General features: G+C 68.0%; 17 protein-coding genes and 1 pseudogene. 14 read left to right on the top strand and 4 right to left on the bottom strand.

Features of this window, described 5'->3' with window-relative positions; translation table 11 throughout:
* The first annotated feature begins 39 nt into the window (after positions 1-39).
* The 8 genes from QUE68_RS16410 to QUE68_RS16375 all read left to right on the top strand — a co-directional run bounded on the left by QUE68_RS16410 (position 40) and on the right by QUE68_RS16375 (position 8,178).
* Positions 40-846, top strand: a complete 807-nt coding sequence (locus QUE68_RS16410) for a DeoR/GlpR family DNA-binding transcription regulator (RefSeq protein WP_454786529.1) — start codon at positions 40-42, stop codon at positions 844-846.
* Positions 843-2,336, top strand: a complete 1,494-nt coding sequence (locus QUE68_RS16405) for an FGGY-family carbohydrate kinase (RefSeq protein WP_284227142.1) — start codon at positions 843-845, stop codon at positions 2,334-2,336. The genes QUE68_RS16410 and QUE68_RS16405 overlap by 4 nt, the downstream gene beginning before the upstream one ends.
* A gap of 16 nt (positions 2,337-2,352) precedes the next feature.
* A complete protein-coding gene (locus QUE68_RS16400; protein WP_284235800.1) occupies positions 2,353-3,684 on the top strand; it encodes an ABC transporter substrate-binding protein in 1,332 nt (443 codons plus the stop codon).
* A gap of 63 nt (positions 3,685-3,747) precedes the next feature.
* Positions 3,748-4,599 carry a carbohydrate ABC transporter permease gene (locus tag QUE68_RS16395; protein WP_284227144.1) on the top strand — a complete coding sequence of 284 codons (852 nt, stop codon included), beginning with the start codon at positions 3,748-3,750 and terminating at the stop codon, positions 4,597-4,599.
* Positions 4,596-5,423, top strand: a complete 828-nt coding sequence (locus QUE68_RS16390) for a carbohydrate ABC transporter permease (RefSeq protein ID WP_284235799.1) — start codon at positions 4,596-4,598, stop codon at positions 5,421-5,423. Before QUE68_RS16395 ends, QUE68_RS16390 begins: the two co-directional genes overlap by 4 nt.
* 19 nt (positions 5,424-5,442) lie before the next feature.
* Positions 5,443-6,540 (top strand): ABC transporter ATP-binding protein, encoded by a 1,098-nt coding sequence (locus QUE68_RS16385; RefSeq protein ID WP_284235798.1) that lies wholly within the window; start codon positions 5,443-5,445, stop codon positions 6,538-6,540.
* The gene (locus QUE68_RS16380; protein WP_284235797.1) at positions 6,537-7,310 is read left to right on the top strand and encodes an SDR family NAD(P)-dependent oxidoreductase; all 774 of its coding nucleotides are present in this window, start codon (positions 6,537-6,539) and stop codon (positions 7,308-7,310) included. Before QUE68_RS16385 ends, QUE68_RS16380 begins: the two co-directional genes overlap by 4 nt.
* 46 nt (positions 7,311-7,356) lie before the next feature.
* Positions 7,357-8,178, top strand: a complete 822-nt coding sequence (locus tag QUE68_RS16375) for a BtpA/SgcQ family protein (protein ID WP_284227148.1) — start codon at positions 7,357-7,359, stop codon at positions 8,176-8,178.
* Between the two features lie 20 nt (positions 8,179-8,198).
* Here QUE68_RS16375 and QUE68_RS16370 read toward each other — a convergent pair whose 3' ends face one another.
* Positions 8,199-8,660 carry a winged helix-turn-helix transcriptional regulator gene (locus QUE68_RS16370; protein WP_284235796.1) on the bottom strand — a complete coding sequence of 154 codons (462 nt, stop codon included), beginning with the start codon at positions 8,658-8,660 and terminating at the stop codon, positions 8,199-8,201.
* A gap of 97 nt (positions 8,661-8,757) precedes the next feature.
* On the opposite strand from QUE68_RS16370, the gene QUE68_RS16365 reads away from it, so the two are divergent.
* Positions 8,758-9,942, top strand: coding sequence for a thiolase family protein (locus QUE68_RS16365; protein ID WP_284235795.1), 1,185 nt, complete (start codon positions 8,758-8,760; stop codon positions 9,940-9,942).
* A 162-nt stretch (positions 9,943-10,104) separates the two neighbouring features.
* Here QUE68_RS16365 and QUE68_RS16360 read toward each other — a convergent pair whose 3' ends face one another.
* The 3 genes from QUE68_RS16360 to aspS form a co-directional block, all read right to left on the bottom strand.
* Positions 10,105-10,407: a hypothetical protein gene (locus tag QUE68_RS16360; RefSeq protein ID WP_284235794.1), complete on the bottom strand. Its 303-nt coding sequence runs from the start codon at positions 10,405-10,407 to the stop codon at positions 10,105-10,107.
* A gap of 164 nt (positions 10,408-10,571) precedes the next feature.
* Positions 10,572-11,021, bottom strand: a complete 450-nt coding sequence (locus tag QUE68_RS16355; RefSeq protein ID WP_284235793.1) for a nitroreductase family deazaflavin-dependent oxidoreductase — start codon at positions 11,019-11,021, stop codon at positions 10,572-10,574.
* Between the two features lie 159 nt (positions 11,022-11,180).
* Positions 11,181-12,962: an aspartate--tRNA ligase gene (aspS, locus tag QUE68_RS16350; protein ID WP_284235792.1), complete on the bottom strand. Its 1,782-nt coding sequence runs from the start codon at positions 12,960-12,962 to the stop codon at positions 11,181-11,183.
* 75 nt (positions 12,963-13,037) lie between these two features.
* Between aspS and QUE68_RS29510 the strand changes: the two are divergent.
* The 5 genes and pseudogenes from QUE68_RS29510 to QUE68_RS16325 form a co-directional block, all read left to right on the top strand.
* Positions 13,038-13,424, top strand: a pseudogene (locus tag QUE68_RS29510) (2-dehydropantoate 2-reductase N-terminal domain-containing protein); the annotation flags it as partial.
* A gap of 367 nt (positions 13,425-13,791) precedes the next feature.
* A complete protein-coding gene (locus QUE68_RS16340; RefSeq protein WP_286274142.1) occupies positions 13,792-17,226 on the top strand; it encodes a transglutaminase family protein in 3,435 nt (1,144 codons plus the stop codon).
* Positions 17,226-19,946: a circularly permuted type 2 ATP-grasp protein gene (locus tag QUE68_RS16335; RefSeq protein ID WP_286274141.1), complete on the top strand. Its 2,721-nt coding sequence runs from the start codon at positions 17,226-17,228 to the stop codon at positions 19,944-19,946. Before QUE68_RS16340 ends, QUE68_RS16335 begins: the two co-directional genes overlap by 1 nt.
* A gap of 65 nt (positions 19,947-20,011) precedes the next feature.
* Entirely contained in the window at positions 20,012-20,875 is an 864-nt protein-coding gene (locus QUE68_RS16330) for a transglutaminase family protein (RefSeq protein ID WP_286275844.1), read from the top strand.
* Positions 20,868-21,932: a zinc-binding metallopeptidase family protein gene (locus tag QUE68_RS16325; RefSeq protein ID WP_284227137.1), complete on the top strand. Its 1,065-nt coding sequence runs from the start codon at positions 20,868-20,870 to the stop codon at positions 21,930-21,932. The genes QUE68_RS16330 and QUE68_RS16325 overlap by 8 nt, the downstream gene beginning before the upstream one ends.
* Positions 21,933-21,939: the final 7 nt, after the last annotated feature.

The following is a 21,939-nucleotide window of genomic DNA, read 5'->3' as shown; positions in this document are numbered from 1 at the left end:
AAAGGCGGCTGCTGTGAATTTTCCACAGAATGGCTGTCGCTGACCGTGGACGCCAAGGGCCGTCGAGATCGCATCGAGGAACGTGTCCGCGTGGAGCGGGAAGTCGGCTATGCCGAGTTGGCCGCCGAGTTCGACGTCTCCGAGATGACCATTCGGCGCGACATGGAGGCGCTGGAGCGGCTCGGCGTGGTCCGACGTGTGGTCGGCGGCGCCATCGCCATGAAGGGCAAGGACCACGAGCCGTCGTTCGAGACCCGGGTCGCCGACGCCGCTGAGGAGAAGCGCCACATCGCCGACGCGGTGGCAGACCTGATCGGTCCCGGCGAGACGCTGATCCTCGATTCGGGGAGCACCGCTCTCGCGGTCGCGCAGTCGTTGCGCGGACGCCGACTGGGCCTCACCGTCCTCACCCCGAGCGTGCTCGCCGCGCTGGAGCTGATCGACGAGGCGGACACCACCGTCGTGCTCACCGGCGGCGAGCTGCGTCCCGGTGAGCTCAGCCTGATCGGCCCCGCGGCCGAGGACACCCTGGCCCAGTACAACTGCGACACGTTCGTCATGGGCGTGGCCGGCATCGACGGCAATCGGGGCATCTCGGACTACCACCAGGCCGACAGCCGGGTGAAGCGTGCGGCGAGCCGGCGCGCCGATCGGGTGATCGTGGCCGCCGATCGCAGCAAGCTCGGCCGGGTCACGTTCACCAGCATCGCCTCGCTCGCCGAGATTCACGTCCTGATCACCGACGGCGACCCGGCGGACCCCGCCCTGGTCGCCGCGCGCGCGGCGGGTGTCGACGTCATCTGCGTCGCGGGCGCCGACTCCGTGGGCGAGGCGGAATCCCTGTGACCCACACCATCGGGATCGACATCGGCACCACGGGGACCAAGACCGTGCTGTTCGACACCGATCGCGGCATCGTCGCCCAGGCGGCCCGCGAGACGACGCTGCACTCCCCCCACCCCGGCTTCGCCGAGGCCGACACCACTCAATGGCACGGGAACGTGGTCGAGTCGATTCGAGAAGTACTGCGCACCAGCGGTATTCATGGCGAGTCCGTGGCCGCCGTGGCAGTGTCGGGTATGGTGCCCGCCGTCGTGCCGATCGACGACGAAGGTCGACCACTACGGCACGCGATCCTGCAGAATGACGCCAGGGCCCACCGCGAGGTCACCGAACTGGCCCTCGCGCTGGCGGGGGTCGACCTCGTCACGATGACGGGTTCGGCGCTGACCCAGCAGTCGGTCGCGCCGACCACGGCCTGGTTGCGCACCCACGAACCCGCCGTCTACGACCGGACGGCGCATTACGTCGGCTCCTACGACTGGGTGCTGATCGCGCTCGGCGCCGACGTTCACGTCGAACAGAACTGGGCGCTGGAGTCGGGGTTGTTCACCATCGACGGGGAGGTCGCCCGTCCAGTCCTCGACGCGGCGGGTCTGGACCCCACCACCCTCGCCCCCGTTCACCGCCCGGGCACGCGGGTCGGCGAAGTGAGCCGTGCCGCAGCGGAGTCGACCGGCTTACCGGCAGGCACGGCGCTGATCGTCGGTGGCGCCGACCACGTCCTGTCGGCCTTCGCGGCGGGGGTGAACGCCCCCGGCGACGCACTGGTCAAACTCGGTGGCGCAGGCGACATCTTGGTCGCCAGTGACACCCGGGTTGTCGACGAGCGGCTGTACCTCGACGCCCATCCGGTCCCCGGGCACTGGCTGCCGAACGGCTGCATGGCCACCAGCGGCAGCCTGATCCGCTGGTTCCAGTCACTGATCGGTGGTGTCGCGCTCACCGACCTCGACGCCGAAGCCGCGTCGTCGTCCCCGGCCGAAGTGCTGTGCTTGCCCTACTTCCTCGGCGAGAAGAGCCCGCTGCACGATCCCGATCTGCGGGGGGTGTTCGCCGGGATGCATCTCGGTCACACCCGCGCCGATCTGTACCGGTCGGTCTTGGAGGCCATCGCGTTCGGATTCCGGCACCACGTCGACGTCTTCACCGACATCGGCATCCGCCCGACCCGGGTGATGATCACCAACGGCGGGTCGAAGTCCACCTTGTGGAAGCAGATCCACGCCGACGTCCTCGGCATCGAGATGCGTCCCGTCCGTGGACATCCCGGCGCCTCTCTCGGTGCGGCGGTGATCGCCGCGATCGGCGTCGGCGCGCTGGACGACTGGTCTGACGCCGCCCGCTACGTCGCGCTCGATCCGCCGGTGGTCCCCGACCCGACGCGGCGAGCGGCCTACGACGACGCCTACCGCAACTGGCGCGACCTGGGAACGGCGGTGACGCCGATATCGCATGCGATGGCACGAAGTAGTCGAGAAGAATCCGCAAAGTGAAAGGAACTGTGTCGCAATGAGATTGAAGCGAAACACCCGTATCGAGCCACGACGGAAGCGGTCGATCCTCGGCGCTCCCGCCATCGCGATCTTGGCCGCGCTGGCCTTGATCCTCAGCGGCTGCGCCGGCAGCGGTGGCCCCGAGCAAGCCCAGTCGACGGGCACCGGCGAGGTCGGCAAGGACGTCTCCGGCACCGTGCGCATCCTCATGGAGAACGTGCCCGACACCGACGTCGTCAAGGAGATGGTGCCGGAATTCAACAAGGAGTACCCGAACGTCAAGGTCGACATCGAGACGCTGACCTACGACCAGATGCGCGACAAGCTGGTGTCCTCCTTTCAGTCCTCGTCGCCCACCTACGACCTGATCATCGTCGACAACCCGTGGATGGTGGACTTCGCCAAGGCGAACTTCCTGCAGCCGTTGGATTCTCGGATCGACGGCACGCCCGACTACGACGCCGCGGACTTCTTCAAGCCGCTCACCGAGATCACCACCGTCGACGGCGTGCGCTACGGCGTGCCGTTCTACAACTACGCGCTCGGCTACCTCTACAACACCGACGACCTGGCCGAGGCCAAGCTGCCCGTGCCCACCACCCTCGACGAGTTGGTGAGCACCTCGAAGGCACTCAAGGTCGGTGACCGCGCGGGTATCGCGATGCAGCCGCAGCGGGGCTACAAGATCTTCGAGGAGTGGGGCAACTGGCTGTTCGCCGCCGGCGGTTCGATCTACGACGCCGACGGCAAGCCCACGCTCAACACCCCGCAGGCCAAGCAGGCCCTCAACGCCTACATCGACACCTACAAGACCGCAGCCCCGCCGAACAGTCTGAACTGGGCCTTCGACGAGGCGTTCCGGTCGGTGTCCAGCGATCAGGCCGCGTCGATGATCAGCTACAACTGGAACCTGCCCGCCCTCAACGAGCCCGGTTCGGGTCCGTCGGCGGGCAAGTTCAAGTTGGCGGCCATCCCCGGCGGCAAGCAGGTCCTGGGCTCGTGGAGCTGGGCCATCCCGACGAACTCGGGTGCGTCGGATGCCGCCTGGGCGTTCACGTCATGGCTCACCAGCAAGGTGCACGACATACAGCGCACCGAGAAGGGTGGCGCCGCCATCCGGCAGAGCACGCTGCAGGATCCAGCGGTCCTGAACGGCCCGCTCGGCGCCGACTACTACAAGACGGTCGAGCAGATGCTCGGCAACGCGGCGCCGCTGAGCCAGGGTCCCAGCGGTGAGGAGATGATCCAGGCCGTCGGCACCGAGCTCAACGAGGCCGTCGCCGGGACCAAGAGCGTCGACGACGCCCTGGCCGCCGCGCAGGCCGCCGCCGAGAAGATCCAGGGCTAGCCCGTCCCCCCGGGGCTAGCCCACATGGAAACCGACCACCCCGCGAAAGGAGCGATGCCGATCATGACGTTCAAGCACGGAATGGTCGCCCCCCTCGTCGCACTCTTCGTCGGGGTGGTCGGTTTCCCCCTCGGTTACGCGTTCTATCTGAGCGTCACCGACTACAAACTGACCAGCCGCGGTGCGCCCAGGCTGGTCGGCGCGGACAACTACGTCGCCACCGTGCAGGACGCGGCGTTCTGGCAGTCGTTCGGCACCACGGCGATCTTCGTCGGCGTGGCGGTCGGGCTGGAACTCCTCATCGGCCTGGCACTGGCGCTCGCCCTGCAAAAGCAGCGCTGGGCAAGCGATCTCACGCGTTCCATGCTCTTGGCGCCGATGTTCATCACCCCGATCGCCGTGGGGTTGATCTTCCGGTTCCTCCTCAACGACCAGATCGGCGCGATACCGCATCTGCTGCACGCGGTCGGCCTCGACTACGACTTCTTCGGTCCGGGCCGCGCCCTGTTCACCCTCGCCTTCATCGACGTGTGGCAGTGGACGCCGTTCATGGTGCTGCTGCTGCTCGCCGGACTCGAGTCCATCCCCAAGGAGCCACTCGAAGCGGCCAGGGTCGACGGTGCCGGCGGCTGGTACGTGCTGCGAAGGGTGACGCTGCCGTTGTTGGCGCCGGTGCTCGTCGTGGCGATCCTGCTTCGCTGCCTCGACGCCATGAAGGTGTTCGAGTACGTCTTCGCAACGACCCGCGGTGGACCGGGCACCGAGACGCAGACCCTGCAGTACTTCGTGTACCAGACCGGAATTCAGTTCTTCCGCCTCGGGTCCGCCTCGTCCATGGCCTTCGTGGTGCTCCTGGTCGTGCTGACGATCATCGTCATCGCGTTCCGCCGGATGGAGAGGGCCAAGCAGTCATGACGGGCTCACTGGCCGATTCGAGGGCACTGACCATCTGCCGCGTGGCTCTGCTGTGGGCAGCGGGGATCTCGGTGCTGTTCCCGGTAGCGTGGATAGCGCTGGCGAGCCTGAAGAACCCGGAGCAGTTGAACGATCCGTTCCTGATCTCGTTCACGCCCACGCTGACGGCGTGGCGCAACGTGCTGGCGTCGGGGATTCTCGAAGCCGCGGGCCGCAGTGCCATGGTGGCGCTCATCACCGTTGGCATCAGCGTGGTGGTCGGCAGCATGGGCGCCTATGCCATCGCCCGCTTCCGGGCCGGTGGCACCGCCACCCGCTTCGGGATGCTCGCCGCACAGGTCCTCCCGCCGGCCGTCCTGGTGTTTCCCTTCTTGACGATGGCCTACGCCCTGCGCCTCAACGACACGTTGATCCCGGTGATCTTCGCGCACCTGAGTTTCGTTCTGCCCGTGGTGACCTGGTTCCTGATCGGGTTCTTCGAGGCCGTCCCCCGGTCGCTGGAGGAGCAGGCTCAGGTCGACGGGTTCACCCGATGGCAGGCCTTCCGGCTCGTCGTCCTGCCGCAGGTCTTCCCCGGCATGGGGGCGGCGGCCATCTTCGGTTTCACTCTGTCGTGGAACGACCTCTTCTATGGGCTGATCCTGGCCCCCGGCAAGGCGGCCATCCTCCCGGTGGCCATCGCCGGCTTCAACACGTTCCGCGGCGTGCAGATCGGCTCCATGAGCGCCGCCATCCTGATCGCCGTCGTTCCCGTCGTCATCGCGAGTTTCTTCATCCAGCGCAAGCTGGTGCAGGGGATCAGCGGTGGCGCGGTGAAGTTCTAGAAGGTAGGCAATCCCAGTCATGGCAACCGTTCGGTTCGCACACGTCACCAAGTCCTACGGGCCGATTCCCGTGGTCACCGACCTCAGCCTCGAGCTGCCCGACGGGTCGTTCACCGTCCTCGTCGGGCCGTCGGGGTGCGGTAAGTCGACGTCGCTGCGGATGCTCGCCGGCCTCGAGTCCGTCACCTCGGGCACCATCACCATCGGTGACCGTGACGTGACCCATCTGCAGCCGCGCGACCGGGACGTGGCCATGGTGTTCCAGAACTACGCTCTGTACCCGCATCTCACGGTGCGGGAGAACATCGCCTTTCCGCTACGGGCCGCGAAGGTCCCGCGCGCGGAGGCGTTGGAGCGGGCCGCGGCGGTGGCCGAGTCACTGGATCTCTCGAAGTTGTTGGCGCGCAAACCGAAGGATCTCAGCGGCGGCCAGCAGCAGCGGGTCGCGATCGGCCGGGCGATCATCCGCGAGCCGTCGGTCTTCCTGTTCGACGAACCCCTGAGCAATCTCGACGCGAAGCTGCGGGTGGAGACGCGCACCGAACTGCTGCAGATTCAGCGCCGCCTGGGCATCACCTGCCTGTACGTCACCCACGATCAGGAGGAGGCGATGACCCTCTCGGACCGGATGGTGGTGATGCGTGACGGTCGCGCGGCGCAGGTGGGCACCCCGTTGGAGGTGTACGACGCACCGGTCGACACGTTCGTCGCCTCGTTCGTGGGCAGCCCCAAGATGAACATCCTCGACGGCGACTTGGCCGACGGATCATTCACTCTCGCAAACGGATTCGTGCTGACCACCGAACGCGCTGACGCACGCGGCGCCGTCACGCTGGGCATCCGACCCGACGACCTGATCCCCACCGCCACCGATGGAGCCGAGGCGACGGTGAAGCTCGTAGAGCTGCTGGGCCCGCGGGCGATCGTCACCATCGACGCCCGCGGCGCCGAGTTGACCAGCGTCGTCGAATCCGCACGGATGTCCGGCATCACCGAAGGCGCGGCGGTGAGCCTGTCGACACGACCGGGCGCCGCGCACGTCTTCGACCCACAGACCGGCCGACGCAGCGTCGGCACCCACCAGCACCCGACGAGTGAAGGCCAGGTACACGCATGACGAAGACAGTCGTAGTCACCGGCGCAGGGTCCGGAATCGGCCGTGCCATCGCGACGACGCTCGCCGAACGGTCGTGGCAGGTCGTGGTGACCGACATCGACGGGGCCGCCGCGCAGGCGGTCGCGGAGGCGCTACCGGCGGGCGACGGCGTCCGCCACGAGTCAGCGGTGCTGAACGTCAGCTCGCCGGAGGACGCGTCGACGGTCTCCCTGGACGTGACCGATCGCCTCGGACTGGACGCCTGGGTCAGCAATGCCGGCATCTCGTTCATGCACAGCTTCCTCGAGGCGCCCATCGCACGCTACGACCAGACGATGGACGTCAACCTCAAGGGCGTCTTCGTGTGCGGTCAGGCTGCGGCCCGGGCGATGGTGCGCAGCGGCACCGCGGGCGCAATCGTCAACACCGCGTCGATGGCGGGCAAGCAGGGCCGGGTGCCCTTCCTCGCCGACTACGTGGCGTCGAAATTCGGGGTCGTCGGTCTGACCCAGGCGATGGCCTACGAACTCGGCGAGCACGGCATCACGGTGAACTGCGTATGTCCCGGTTATGTCGAGACGCCCATGCAGTCAAGGGAATTGGAGTGGGAAGCCACGCTGCGTGGCATCACGACCGAGGGTGTCCGCACCATGATGGTCCAGGACACGCCACTGCGTCGACTCGAACAACCCGAGGACGTGGCCCGCTCGGTCGCGTTCCTAGTCTCCCCCGATGCCCGGTTCATCACCGGGGAGGCCTTGGCCGTCAACGGCGGCGCCTACATGGATTGATCGCCCACATGCTCTGCACGACAACACTATCGAGAAAGGCACACACGTGACCACCACTTGGCTCGACGAGGTCTTCCACACGACGAAGCCCGTCATCGCCATGCTTCACCTCTCCGCCCTGCCCGGAGATCCCGGCTACGACAGCGCCGGCGGTATCGCCGCCGTCGTGGCGCGTGCGCGCGAGGAACTCGACGAACTGCAGGCCGGTGGCGTGGACGGCGTGATGGTCTCCAACGAGTTCAGCCTGCCGTACCTGACGAAGACCGAACCGATCACCGCGATCACGATGGCCAGGATCATCGGTGAGCTGCTGCCCGTCTTCGAGGTGCCCTACGGCGTGAACGTGCTGTGGGACGGACAGGCGTCGATCGACCTGGCCGTCGCGACCGGCGCCCAATTCGTCCGGGAGATCTTCACCGGCGTGTACGCCAGCGATTTCGGTCTGTGGAACACCAACATCGGCGAAGTGGCGCGCCATCGTGCACGCGTCGGAGGCGCCAACGTCAAGCTGTTCTTCAACGTCGTTCCCGAATCTGCGACCTATCTCGCGGCGCGGGATCTAGCGGCCATCACCCGCACGACCGTGTTCGCCACGCTGCCCGATGCGATCTGCGTGTCAGGAGCGACGGCCGGCGCGCCGACCGACGCCGAGGCGCTGCGTGTGGTGAAGTCTGCCGCGGGTGCGGTCCCGGTGTTCGTGAACACCGGGGTGCGCGCCGAGAACGTGGCCGAGCAGCTCGCGATCGCCGACGGCGCGATCGTCGGCACGTACTTCAAGGAGGGCGGGGTGTTCGAGAACCGGGCGGAGCGCTCGCGGGTATCGGAGCTGATGGGTCAGGCGCGCAAGTTCCGCGAGCAGCTCACCTGACGCCGAGTGGCAGTCGTCGGTCAACGCACCCGTAGCGCGAGTTCCTCGGGCGGCACGTCGTGGCCGTCGGTGCAGCGCACTTTCACGACCGCCTCCGCACCGCAGCCGAGGTGCTCCAGGCGCAGCGGGACGTCGGCGAAATAGGCCTTCCCCCAGTCGAACATGGCCCAGACGACGGGCATGAACGCCGTTCCCTGTTCGGTCAGCACGTATTCGTCGCGGCTGCGCTGGCCAGCTTCCCGATACGGTTGCTTGGCGAGGAGTCCGGCCTCCACGAGTTCGGACAGCCGGGCCGAGGTGGCCGCCTTCGTGATCCCGACGCGACGGGAGAAGTCGTCGAAGCGAGTGGTCCCGTAGTACGCCTCGCGCATGATCAGCATCGCCGACCTGGTGCCCACCAGCCCCATGGTCTTCTCGACCGGGCAGTGGCCCGCCGCCGACCAGGAGTCGCGGTCCGCTAGCGGTCCCCTGAGGACTGTCATGCACATCACTCCCTGGCTGGGTTGTTGGGACTAGACCTAGGTGTTACATCTAAGTATAGAGAGCAGTACTCAGCGACGAGTCATCGAGGAGAACACTATGGCTGAATTCTCGGATCGCGACGCCGTCATCGTCGGCGCCGTACGTACGCCCGTCGGCAAGGGCAAGGCCAATGGAGCGCTACACGACGTGCTACCTGCCGACCTGCTGGCGCACAGCCTCCGCGAGATCGTCGGACGCACCGGGGTCGACCCGGCATTGGTCGACGACGTCATCGCCGGTGCCGTCACGCAGGTGGGCGACCAGTCCGTGAACATCGCCCGCAATGCCCTGCTGGGCGCGGGGTTCCCCGTGAGCGTGCCCGGCACCACCGTCGACCGCCAGTGCGGAAGCAGCCAGCAGGCAATCAGTTTCGCCGCCCAGGGTGTGTTGGCGGGCTCATACGACGTCGTCATCGCGGCGGGCGTCGAATCCATGTCGCGGGTACCGATGGGCAGCAGCGTCCTGCCCGGCAGCGACCCCTTCGGCCGGGGTATGGCCCGGCGCTACGCCGAAGGCCTGGTGCCGCAGGGCATCAGCGCCGAGCTGATCGCGGCGAAGTGGGGCTTCTCCCGCGCCGAACTCGACGAGTTCTCGGCGAGCAGCCACGAGAAGGCGGCCAAGGCCACCAAGGACGGCCTCTTCGTCGACGAGCTGGCCCCGATCGCCGGGTTGTCGAGCGATGAGATCATCCGTCCCGGGACGACGGTCGAGACGCTCGCCGGCCTGCGGCCCGCGTTCTTCAACGAGGCGTACGCGGCCCGCTTCCCCCAGATCAGCTGGGAGATAACGCCGGGCAACTCCTCGCCGCTGTCCGACGGTAGCGCTGCGGTGATGATCACCAGCGGCGCGGCGGCCCGCAGGCTGGGACTGCGCCCGTTGGCCCGCATCCACACCATGACGGTGGTCGGCTCCGATCCGCTGTACATGCTGACGGGTGTCATCCCGGCGACGGAGAAGGTGTTGTCGCGCGCGGGCCTGACGCTGGCCGACATCGACCTGTTCGAGGTGAACGAGGCGTTCGCGCCCGTCGTCCTTGCATGGGCGCGGGACACCGGTGGGGATCTCGCCAAGACCAACGTCAACGGGGGCGCCATCGCGATCGGTCATCCCTTGGGCGCCAGCGGTGCCCGCATCATGACGACGATGGTCAATGCCCTGCAACAGCGCGACGGGCGCTACGCCCTGCAGACCATGTGTGAGGGCGGCGGTATGGCCAACGCCACCATCATCGAACGGTTGTGACCCAGCCCACCAAGCGATTTCGGCGCGCTTACGTTCGCTGAGCGAACGTTTCCGCGCCGGAATCGCGACGGGTGGTGACCAAGCGCTGACGCTTCCGTGACGTGCAGACGACCGGGGGTTTGTCGGGAGGTGTCGTGGATATTTACGGAACGTGAACCACTTTCAACGTCTTGGCCGTGTCGGTCTACTGACCCTGTCGTCCGCCGCCGCCTCGATCGTCCTGCTGTCGGGTTGCGGCAGCAGCGACCAGAGCGCCGATCCCAGCTCGAGCACCTCCACCCCGTCGAGCACCTCCCCCGTCACCTCGCCGCCCTCCGTGAGTTCGCTCCCCTCATCGACCGCGCCCTCGACGACGGCCACGTCGCCGCCAGCGCAGGCGCCGGCGAGTGACGCACCCACGACGGGAAGCCAGTCGAGCGGCCCAAGCCAGACCGTCAGCGGCGGAAACTCGGCAGCGCAGACCACCGTGCGGACGCCCTCGCCCCCGACAGGAGACTCGATGCCCGGCGATAATGCTGGGCCCCAGGGCAACCCAGGCAGCCCCGGACGGAACTAACCCACATCGCAAGATTTCGGCGCTGGTCCGCGGTGACGAGCGCAGATCGGCGCGCCGAAATCGCGAAGGGGGTTTAGGCCCTCGTCAACTCGAAGAGCGGGATCGCGCGCGCGGTGTTCGTCTGATATTCGGCGAACACCGGCGCGAGCTCAATGATCCGCGGATAGGTCGCGTCGCGTTCGTCGTCGGGCAGTTCGCGAACGTCGACGTCGTAGGCCTCGGTACCCACCTCGATGCGTGCCCGCGGGTTGGCGCGCAGGTTGTGCACCCACGCCGGGTCCTTTGGTGCACCCGCATACGACCCGACGATCAGCATCCTGTCGTCGACCGTCAGGTAGCTCAGTGGCGACAGCCGCGGCGTACCCGACTTGGCACCGGTCGTGTGCAGTAGCAGTAGGTCGCCACCCGCGAAGGGACCGCCGACCTTGCCGCCGTTGGCGCGGAATTCCTCCACGACACCGCGATTGAAGTCCTCGAGCGCGTTGGTATCGCCTACGAGTTTGGCCTTGTCGATGTCTGTCATGTACGTCCCAAGTCGCGGTCGAGTCCCGATATTCCGGCGCGGCCAGACGGGTGGCCGGCCCAGGACGGACCTGCCGTGGACGATGCGGCCGCGATGTTCGACTTCATCCGAGTGCGCGGCCGATCTGCTGAGTCCTGGGACGCCCAGCCCCCGCAGACGCTAGTCGGCGGCCCTTGGCTTGGCGTCGATGCCGGACTCCTTGCGCTGTTGCGGGGTGATGGGAGCAGGCGCGTCGGTCAGCGGATCCACACCGCCGCCGGACTTCGGGAAGGCGATCACCTCGCGAATGGAGTCCACGTCGGCCAGCAGCGCGGTGATGCGGTCCCAGCCGAAGGCGATGCCACCGTGCGGCGGTGCGCCAAAGGTGAACGCGTCCAACAAGAATCCGAACTTGTCCTGCGCCTCGGCGTGGTCGATGCCCATCATCGCGAACACCCGCTCCTGGACGTCACGCCGGTGGATGCGGATCGAACCGCCGCCGATCTCGTTACCGTTGCACACGATGTCGTAGGCGTTGGCGAGCGCGGTGCCGGGTTCGGTGTCGAACGTCGCCTCGGACTGGGGCTTAGGTGCGGTGAACGCATGGTGCACCGCCGTCCACGCTCCCGAACCGACCGCGACGTCGCCGGACGCGGTGGCGTCGTCGGCGGCTTCGAACAACGGCCAGTCGACCACCCAGGTGAACGCCCACGCGTCGGGGTCGATCATGTCCAGCCGTTTGGCGATCTCGATGCGGGTGGCGCCGACCAAGGCTCGAGCCGCCTTCAGCGGACCTGCCGCGAAGAAGATGCAGTCCCCCGGCTGGGCGCCGACGTGGGCGGCCAGGCCGTCGCGCTCGGCGTCGGTCAGATTCTTGGCGACCGGCCCACCGAGCGTGCCGTCCTCGGCGAGCAGCACGTACGCCAGACCCTTGTGCCCGCGCTGCTTCGCGAACTCCTGCCAGCCGTCGAGGGTCCGTCGCGGCTGCGACGCTCCGCCCGGCATGACCACGGCGCCGACGTGCGGCGCCTGGAACACCCGAAAGGTGGTGTCGGAGAAGTACTCCGTGCAGTCGACCAACTCGAGACCAAACCGCAAATCGGGCTTGTCGGAGCCGAACCGTCGCATCGCGTCGGTGTAGGTGATGCGTGGGATCGGCGTCGGCAGCTCGTAGCCGATCAGCGCCCACAGCGCCACCAGGACCTCCTCGGACACTGCCATGACGTCGTCGGGGTCGACGAAGCTCATCTCCATGTCGAGTTGGGTGAACTCAGGCTGACGGTCGGCGCGGAAGTCCTCGTCGCGATAACAGCGCGCGATCTGGTAGTACCGCTCCATGCCTGCCACCATCAGCAGCTGCTTGAACAGCTGCGGGCTCTGCGGCAGCGCGTAGAACGACCCCGGCTGCAGGCGGGCGGGCACCAGGAAGTCGCGGGCCCCCTCCGGCGTCGACCGCGTCAACGTCGGCGTCTCGATCTCGATGAAGTCGTGTGCGGCCAGCACGCCACGGGCGGCGGCGTTCACCTTGGAGCGCAAGCGAAGTGCGTGACCCGGGCCTTCGCGTCGCAGGTCCAGGTAGCGGTACTTGAGCCTGGCTTCCTCACCGGGGGTCTCGTCGAGCTGGAACGGCAGCGGCGCACTCTCGCTCAGCACCGTCAGCGCCGTCGCGTTGACTTCGATGTCGCCGGTGGGGATGTCGGCGTTGGCGTTGCCCTCGGGTCGGGTCTCGACGATGCCCTCGACGGTGACGCAGAATTCGGCGCGCAGCCGGTGGGCCTGCTCAAGGACGCCGGCGTCTCGGAAGACGACCTGCGCCACGCCCTCCTGCCCACCGGACGCATCCCGCAGATCGATGAAGATGACGCCGCCGTGGTCGCGCCGCCGTGCCACCCAACCCGCAAGTGTCACCGTCTGACCGGCGTCGGTGGATCGCAACGAACCGGCGGCATGACTGCGCAACACGAAAACTCCCTGGGAATGGCCTAGACGAGACGGCAACAGTCTAGTGGTGGGGTTTCGACCACTACCTTGGCCTTGGTGAGTACCTCCATCGCCGTCGTCGGTCCCGGTGCGATCGGCACCACCCTCGCGGCCCTGCTCCACGCGGCGGGCCGGCACGTCGTGGTGTGCGGCCGCACACCCCGCGAGTCGCTTGAGCTCAGACCCGACGACGGAATCCTCGACGGCCGGTCGATCACACTCCGCGACCCCGTGCTCGTGGACCCGACACGAATCGTCGACCCGGTCGACGTGGTGCTCCTCGCGGTGAAGGACACCCAAACGGCGGCGGCGGCCGTCTGGCTGGACCGGTTGTGCGACGAGAACACCGTGGTGTGCGTCCTGCAGAACGGTGTCGAACAGACCGAACGCGTCGGCAGGTATTGCCCCGCCTCGACCGTGGTGCCCTGTGCGGTGTGGTTCTCCGCGACGGCGCAATCGGAGGGCTGGGTGCGGCTGCGCACCCCGGTGCGGCTGACCCTGCCCGACGACCAGGCCGCCCGCCGCCTCGCCGAGGTGCTGGGTGGTCCGTCGTTGGCCGTGGAGTGCCACCCCGACTTCGTCGACGATGCGTGGCGCAAGCTGCTGACCAACGCAGTCGCGGGACTCATGGTGCTGACCGGCCGACGCTCCGGGGTGTTCCGCCGTGAAGACGTCGCCCGCCTGGGCCGCGCGTATCTCACCGAGTGCCTCGCCGTGGCGCGAGCCGAGGGCGCTTTCGCGGGTCACCAAGACCTGACTCGGCGGCCGCCGACGGTGCACCCCCCGGCCGGGTGTGGTGGGATCAACGCCTATGGGCATCAAGGTGGCGCTGGAGCATCGCACCAGTTACACGTTCGACCGGCTCGTACAGGTCTATCCCCACGTCGTCCGGCTGCGTCCGGCACCGCACTCGCGTACCCCGATCGAGGCCTATTCGCTGCAGGTCGAGCCCGCGGACCACTTCGTCAACTGGCAGCAGGACGCGTTCGGAAACTTCATGGCGCGGCTGGTGTTTCCCACCCGCACGCGCGAGCTCACCATCACGGTCGGCCTGATCGCCGATCTGAAGGTCATCAACCCATTCGACTTCTTCATCGAGGAGTTCGCGGAGACATGGCCCTTCGAATACCCGAAGGCGCTGCTGGAAGACCTCAAGCCGTACCTGCGGCCGGTCGACGAGGACGGCGAGGGCTCCGGTCCCGGTGAGCTGACCACCGACTGGGTCCGCAACTTCATCGTCCGTCCCGGCACGCGCACCATCGACTTCCTGGTGGCGCTCAACGGCGCGATCAACGCCGACGTCGGCTATAGCGTGCGGATGGAACCCGGTGTGCAGACCCCGGACCACACCCTGCGGACCGCCATCGGCTCCTGTCGGGACTCGGCCTGGCTGCTGGTGTCGGCGCTGCGCGAGCTGGGCCTGGCCGCGCGCTTCGTCTCCGGCTACCTCGTGCAGTTGACGTCGGACGTGAAGGCGCTGGACGGGCCGTCGGGACCCGTCGCCGACTTCACCGACCTGCACGCCTGGACCGAGGTGTACATCCCCGGGGCGGGCTGGATCGGCCTCGACCCCACCTCGGCGCTGTTCGCCGGCGAGGGCCACATACCGCTGTCGGCGACGCCGCATCCGGCATCGGCGGCGCCGATCACCGGTGCGACCGAGCCCTGTGCGACGACGCTCGACTTCTCCAACATCGTGACCCGGGTGCACGAGGATCCGCGCGTCACGCTGCCCTACACGCCCGCGGCGTGGGATTCGATCGTCGAACTGGGCGCTGCCGTCGACGCGCGGATGGCGGCCGGTGACGTCCGGTTGACCATGGGCGGCGAGCCGACGTTCGTGTCGATCGACAATCAGGTGGATCCCGAGTGGACGACCGACGCCGACGGACCGCACAAACGCGAACGCGCCTCGGCGCTGGCCGCCCGGCTCAAGGACGTCTGGGCGCCACAGGGGCTGGTACAGCGCAACCAGGGCAAATGGTATCCCGGAGAACCGTTGCCGCGCTGGCAGATTGGCCTGCACTGGAGGTCTGACGGACAGCCGCTGTGGGAGAACGGCCATCTGCTGGCAGACCCGTGGGCCGACCCGCGTCCGGACCCCGTCGCGCCCGACTCGGGTCTTCACGTGCTCGGCGCCGTCGCCGCCGGACTGGGGCTACCTGCCTCACAGGTGCGGTCTGCCTACGAGGACCCGCTCAGCCGGTTGGCCGCGGCAGTGCGCCAGCCCGCGGGGGAGGTAGTGGCCGAAGCCGATGACCTCGAGGTCGACAACCTGGAGGCCAGGGCCACCCTCTTGGCTCGGCTCGACGAATCGGTCACCGAGCCGCGCGCCTACGTCCTGCCGCTGCACCGTCGCGAGGACGACGGCGGCTGGGCCAGTGCCGACTGGCGATTCCGTCGCGGTCGGATCGTGCTGCTCGGCGGTGATTCACCGGCCGGGCTGCGCTTACCGCTCGATGCGATCAGCTGGGTCCCGCCGCGCGCCTCTGGTGACGCGGATCCGCTCGCACCGCGGGGCGCCCTGCTCGACGACGTCGAACCCGAGGACGCCGAGGTCGAGGAAGCCGACGGTGCGCCCATCACCGCCATGGTCGGCGAGGTCCGCGACGGCGTGCTGTACGTGTTCCTGCCGCCGACCGAGGAGCTGGAGCACTTCGTCGACATCGTCGCGCGCCTCGAGGCCGCTGCCGCGAAGGTCGACTGCCCGCTGGTGATCGAGGGGTACGGCCCGCCCCCGGATGCCCGCCTGACATCGATGTCGGTCACCCCGGACCCCGGTGTCATCGAGGTCAACGTCGCACCGACGACGACCTTCGCCGCCCAACGCGAACAACTCGAAACGCTGTACGAACAAGCCCGACTCGCCCGGCTGTCGACGGAGTCCTTCGACGTCGACGGCACCCACGGCGGTACCGGCGGCGGGAACCACATCACCCTCGGCGGCATCACCCCGGCCGAATCGCCGATGTTGCGCAGGCCGGACCTGCTGGTGTCGATGCTGACCTACTGGCAGCGGCATCCGGCGCTGTCGTACCTGTTCTCCGGACGCTTCATCGGCACGACCTCCCAGGCGCCGCGCGTCGACGAGGGGCGCTCGGAGGCGCTGTACGAACTCGAGATCGCCTTCGCCGAGATCGACCGCCTGACAAGCGGTTCGGAGGACGTCGAAGCGTCAGATGGTCACTCCGCAAGCTCCGTTCCGTCAGATGGTCACTCCGCAAGCTCCGTTCCGTCAGATGGTCACTCCGCAAGCTCCGTTCCGTCAGATGGTCACTCCGCAAGCTCCGTTCCGTGGGTCACCGACCGGGCCCTCCGTCACCTCCTCACCGACATCACCGGCAACACCCACCGCGCCGAGTTCTGCATCGACAAGCTCTACAGCCCCGACAGTGCGCGCGGACGGCTGGGCCTGTTGGAGTTGCGGGGCTTCGAGATGCCACCGCACTTCCAGATGGCGATGGTGCAGTCGCTGCTGGTGCGGTCGCTGGTCACCTGGTTCTGGGATCAGCCGCTGCGTGCGCCGCTGATTCGGCACGGTGCCAACCTCCACGGCCGTTACCTGTTGCCGCACTTCATCATCCAAGACATCGCCGACGTGGCCGCCGACCTTCGAGCCCACGGCGTCGACTTCGACACCAGCTGGCTCGACCCCTTCACCGAGTTCCGCTTCCCCCGCGTCGGCACCGCGGTGTTCGACGGGGTGGAGATCGAGCTGCGGGGAGCGATCGAACCGTGGAACGTCCTCGGCGAGGAGTCCACGGCGGGCGGCACGGCCCGCTACGTCGACTCGTCGGTGGAACGCCTTCAGGTGCGCCTGATCGGGGCCGACCGGCACCGGTACGTCGTCACCGCCAACGGCCACCCGATTCCGCTGCTAGCCACCAGCAACTCCGACGTCCAGGTGGGCGGTGTTCGGTTCCGCGCCTGGCAGCCACCGAGTGCACTTCATCCCAGCATCACTGTCGACACCCCGCTCCGGTTCGAGCTCATCGACACCGCAACCGGCACCTCGCGCGGTGGCTGCACCTATCACGTCAGCCACCCCGGCGGCCGCAGCTACGACAACCCACCCGTCAACGCCGTCGAGGCGGAGTCTCGGCGTGGCAGGCGCTTCGAGGCCACCGGATTCACTCCCGGCCGGGTCGACATGTCCGTGATCCGGGAGAAGCAAGCCCGGCAATCCACCGACGTGGGCGCGCCGGGCATCGTGGACCTCCGCCGGGTGCGTACCGTTCTGCGCTGATGGTTCTCCGCACCAGCGGCCCACCGGAGCCCAGTCCGGTCGTCGACGGCGTCGGCTTCGAGGGTGGAGCCGGCGTCCATGACCTCGTGTCGCGATACCGCGCGGTGCGCGCGCAGGAGTCGCTGTTCGACGTCCGCGACGGGCCCGGCCGCGGGTACGACGAGTTCGTCGACGCGGCGGGCAACGTCCGCCCGGCGTGGCGGGAACTCGCCGAATGCGTGGAGGAGCGCGGACTCGTCGGCCTCGAGCGGCTGCGTGCGACGGTGCGCGGCCTGGTCGAGAACGACGGCATCACGTTCGTCCAGGTGGACCATCCCGGTGGCCAGCAGCGCGGCGGTGAGGCGAGCAGCTTCAGCGCCGACGCGGTCACCAATGGTGACGGCACTCAGGTTCCGGGCCCGTGGCACCTCGACGCGCTGCCGCTGCTCGTCTCGTCGGCGGACTGGGACACCCTCGAAGCCGGTCTGGTGCAACGCTCCCGCGTGCTCGACGCCGTCCTGACCGACCTGTACGGCGCGCGTCGCTGCATCACCAGCGGTGTGCTTCCGCCACAGTTGGTGTTTGCGCACCCCGGTTACCTGCGGGCCGCCCGCGGTATCGCGGTGCCGGGACGCCACCAGCTGTTCCTGCACGGGGTCGACGTCAGCCGTGACGGGGCGGGGGACTTCCTGGTCAACGCCGACTGGACGCAGGCGCCGTCGGGGGCGGGCTACGCGCTGGCTGATCGGCGGGTAGTCGCGCACGCGTTCCCCGATCTGTACGAACGCATCAGCCCCCGGCCTGCGTCACCCTGGGCGCAGGCGCTGCGCCTGGCGCTCATCGACGCCGCACCCGAATCCGCGGAGGAACCCGTCGTCGTGGTGCTCAGCCCGGGCATCCACTCGGAGACCGCCTTCGACCAGGCCTACCTGGCGAGCGTCCTCGGTTTCCCGTTGGTGGAGAGTGCCGACCTGGTGGTGCGCGACGGCAAGCTGTGGATGCGGTCACTCGGCACGCTGAAACGCGTCGACGTCGTGTTGCGCCGGGTGGACGCGGCCTACGCCGACCCCCTCGACCTGCGGGCGGATTCGCGGCTCGGGGTCGTCGGGCTCGTCGAGGTGTTGCGCCGTGGCGCCGTCACCGTCGTCAACACCCTCGGCAGTGGCATCCTGGAAAGCGCTGGGCTGCAACGCTTCCTGCCGCAGCTCGCGGAGCTGTTGCTCGGGGAGCGACCGCAACTGAATACCGCGCCGATGTACTGGGGTGGCATCGATGTCGAGAGGTCGCATCTGCTGAGCCATCTGCGGTCACTGCTCATCCGGCCCGTGACGGGCGGGGAGCCGATCGTCGGCCCGTCGCTGTCGAGCGCCGAGAGCGACGAGTTGGCGGCGCGAATCGGCGCCAACCCGTGGCAGTGGGTCGGTCAGGAACTCCCGCAGTTCTCCTCGGCGCCCACCGATCACGCGTCGGGCAGCATGTCACCCGGCAACACGGGGATGCGGCTGTTCACCGTGGCGCAGCGTGGCGGATACGCACCGATGGTCGGCGGTCTCGGCTACCTCCTGGCTCCGGGGAGCGCCGCCTATCGGATGAATACCGTTGCCGCCAAGGACATCTGGGTCCGTACACCCGACCGTGCCACAGCCGAGCGGACACGCGTGCCGTCGGTGGAGTTGCCCGCGATCACGCCGAGCCCGACCGTGGCGATCAGCTCGCCGCGCGTGTTGTCCGATCTCTTCTGGCTCGGCCGCTACTCCGAACGCGCGGAGAACATGGCCAGGCTGCTCAACGTGACACGGGAGCGCTACCACGAATTCCGTTATCGCCAGGACGTGCCGGGAAGCGAATGCGTGCCCGTGCTGCTCGCCGCCCTCGGCCGCATCACGGGGACCGACACCGGGGCCTCCGGCGATGACCCCGAGATGATCGCGATCGCGCCGACCACGCTGTGGGCTCTGACGGCGGACCGCCGTCGCGCCGGGTCGCTGGCCCAGTCCGTCGAACGACTCGGGCTGGCGGCACGCGCAGTGCGCGACCAGATGTCGAATGACACCTGGATGGTGCTCGCCGCGGTCGACCGCGCGGTCACGCGACCGTCGGCGACGCCACCGGAGTCCCACACCGAGGGGGAGAGTTACCTCGCGTCCGCCCACAGCGCGACCCTCGCCGGGATGCTCGCGCTGTCCGGCGTCGCGGCGGAGTCGATGGTGCGCGACGTCGGCTGGACGATGATGGACATCGGCAAACGGATCGAGCGGGGGGTCTGGCTGGCGGCGTTGATGCGCGCGACGCTCACCACGGTCCGCAGTCCCGGCGCCGAGGCCACCATCACCGAGTCCATCCTGGTGGCATGCGAATCGTCGGTGAGCTACCGCAGGCGCACCCTCGGCAAGGTGAGCGTGGGCGCGGTGGCGGACCTGGTGCTGTTCGACGAGGAGAACCCGCGCTCGCTGACCTATCAGTTCGAGCGGCTGCGATCGAACCTCAAGGCCCTCCCGTCGTCATCGGGTGCGACCCGCCCGGAGCGTCTCATCGACGAGGTCGCCGCCCGTTTGCGTCGCCTCGATCCCGCCGACCTCGAGGAGATCGACGACGGTAAGCGCGCCGAACTGGACGGCTTGCTGACCGGCATCCACACCGATCTGCGTGAGCTGTCGCGGCTGATCACCGTGACCCATCTGTCGCTGCCGGGCGGGATGCAACCGCTGTGGGGACCCGACGAACGGAGGCGGCTGCCGTGACATCGGGGAGAGACGAGTGGGGTGACCCGTCCGGCGGTCGAGCGTACGAGGTGACGCACCGCACGATGTACCACTACTCCGACGACGTCACCAGCTCCTACGGCCGTGGCTTCCTCACCCCGCGCGACTCCACCCGGCAACGCTGCCTGTCGCACGAGCTGATGATCGAACCCGAGGCGGCCGACCGATCGACGAGTCGTGACGGCTACGGCAACATCAGCTCGTACTTCCATGTCACGCAACCGCATCGGGCCCTGACCATCACCAGCCACTCGATCGTCGAAGTCGATCCTGCGCCCGCGGGCCTGTATGCGAGCGGATCGGCCGTCGCGCCGTGGGAGATCGCCCGTCCCGTCGGGACCGATGGCGCCCTGGCGGTCGAGTTCACCCTCGACCTCCAGCAACCGGAGATCACCGATGCCGTCCGCGCGTATGCCGCACCGAGTTTCCCGCCGGGGCGACCGCTGGTCGAGGTGCTCCGAGATCTGAATCACAGGATCCACCAGGACTTCACGTATCGGTCGGGCTCCACGACGGTGTCCACCCGGGTCGCGGAGGTTTTATCGGCGGGTGAGGGGGTATGTCAGGACTTCGCTCGGCTCGCGATCGCTTGCCTGCGCACCAACGGTCTCGCCGCCAGCTATGTCTCGGGCTACCTTGCGACGGACCCTCCTCCTGGAAGGGAACGCATGGTCGGGATCGATGCCACACATGCCTGGGCTTCGGTGTGGACACCGCAAGACCAGTGGCTGGGCTTCGACCCGACCAACGACCAGATGGTCGACGAGCGTTACGTGGTGGTAGGTTTCGGCCGCGACTACGTCGACGTCCCTCCGTTGCGCGGCATCATCTACACCGACTCGGAGAGCAGCAAGATCGACGTGTCCGTCGACGTGGCGCCATTGAACCGCGGAGCCCTCCGTGCGTGACTTCATCTGTCCGAACTGCGGCCAGCATCTGGCGTTCGAGAACTCGGTGTGCCTGTCGTGCAGGAGCCGGCTGGGCTTCTCCCTCGACGAGATGTCCTTCCTGGTGATCGCGTCCGGTTCCGAGAGCGTGCACGGCGGGGCCGTCGACGCCAGCGAATTTCGGCTGTGCGCCAATCTCCATGCCGCCGAGTGTAACTGGCTGGTTCGGGTGGCGCCGGTGCCGCAGCTGTGTACGTCGTGCGCGCTGACCCGCATGCGCCCCAGCAATGCCGACAAGCCAGCCATGGCGGCCTTCGCCGTCGCCGAGAAGGCGAAGCGGCGCTTGATCGTGGAGCTGGTCGACCTGAAGCTGCCCATCGTCGGGCGCGACGAGGACCCCAACTATGGTCTCGCGTTCGATTTGTTGTCCAGTGAGTTCGAGAAGGTGTTCACCGGCCACGAGAACGGCGTCATCACCCTGGACCTCGCCGAGGGTGATGACGTGCACCGGGAGCAGCTGCGCATCTCCATGGACGAGCCGTACCGCACGCTGCTCGGGCACTTCCGCCACGAGATCGGGCACTACTACTACTACCGTCTGGTCGGCACCGCGTCGGAGTATCAACAGGAGGCGCGCGAACTGTTCGGCAACGCCGAGGCCGACTATCAGGCGGCGCTGAACCGGCACTACAGCGAGGGTGCCCCACCCGGGTGGGTGCGCAACTACGTATCGTCCTACGCCACAATGCATCCCGCCGAGGATTGGGCGGAGACGTTCGCGCATTATCTGCACATCCGCGACACCCTCGACACCGCCGCCGCCTTCAGCTTCGCGCCCGCATCGGCGACCTTCGAGCGACGGAACCTGGGGCCCAGTGGATTCGACGCGATCATCGACCTGTGGCTTCCGCTGTCGTGGGCGCTGAACATGGTGAACCGGTCCATGGGACGCGACGATCTGTATCCGTTCGTTCTCCAGCCGAGGGTGCTGGAGAAGATGCGGTTCATCCACACCGTCATCGACGAGGTGACGTCGGACCCGGCCAAGCTCGCCGCTGCCGCGGGCGCAACGGGCTAGCGGCGCG

Origin of the sequence: Mycolicibacterium sp. TUM20985 (genome assembly GCF_030295745.1) — a bacterium.
GTDB lineage: Bacteria > Actinomycetota > Actinomycetes > Mycobacteriales > Mycobacteriaceae > Mycobacterium.
Note: the sequence above shows the minus strand (reverse complement) of the source record. Positions and strands in the feature narration are given on the sequence as shown.

What these genes read in the sequence shown, in the direction of transcription:
- QUE68_RS16400 (WP_284235800.1), top strand. Translation starts at nt 2,353, where the DNA reads ATGAGATTGAAGCGAAACACCCGTATCGAGCCACGACGGAAGCGGTCG.
- QUE68_RS16395 (WP_284227144.1), top strand. Translation starts at nt 3,748, where the DNA reads ATGACGTTCAAGCACGGAATGGTCGCCCCCCTCGTCGCACTCTTCGTC.
- QUE68_RS16390 (WP_284235799.1), top strand. Translation starts at nt 4,596, where the DNA reads ATGACGGGCTCACTGGCCGATTCGAGGGCACTGACCATCTGCCGCGTG.
- QUE68_RS16385 (WP_284235798.1), top strand. Translation starts at nt 5,443, where the DNA reads ATGGCAACCGTTCGGTTCGCACACGTCACCAAGTCCTACGGGCCGATT.
- QUE68_RS16380 (WP_284235797.1), top strand. Translation starts at nt 6,537, where the DNA reads ATGACGAAGACAGTCGTAGTCACCGGCGCAGGGTCCGGAATCGGCCGT.
- QUE68_RS16370 (WP_284235796.1), bottom strand. Translation starts at nt 8,660, where the DNA reads ATGACAGTCCTCAGGGGACCGCTAGCGGACCGCGACTCCTGGTCGGCG.
- QUE68_RS16365 (WP_284235795.1), top strand. Translation starts at nt 8,758, where the DNA reads ATGGCTGAATTCTCGGATCGCGACGCCGTCATCGTCGGCGCCGTACGT.
- QUE68_RS16355 (WP_284235793.1), bottom strand. Translation starts at nt 11,021, where the DNA reads ATGACAGACATCGACAAGGCCAAACTCGTAGGCGATACCAACGCGCTC.
- QUE68_RS16340 (WP_286274142.1), top strand. Translation starts at nt 13,792, where the DNA reads ATGGGCATCAAGGTGGCGCTGGAGCATCGCACCAGTTACACGTTCGAC.
- QUE68_RS16335 (WP_286274141.1), top strand. Translation starts at nt 17,226, where the DNA reads ATGGTTCTCCGCACCAGCGGCCCACCGGAGCCCAGTCCGGTCGTCGAC.
- QUE68_RS16330 (WP_286275844.1), top strand. Translation starts at nt 20,012, where the DNA reads ATGTACCACTACTCCGACGACGTCACCAGCTCCTACGGCCGTGGCTTC.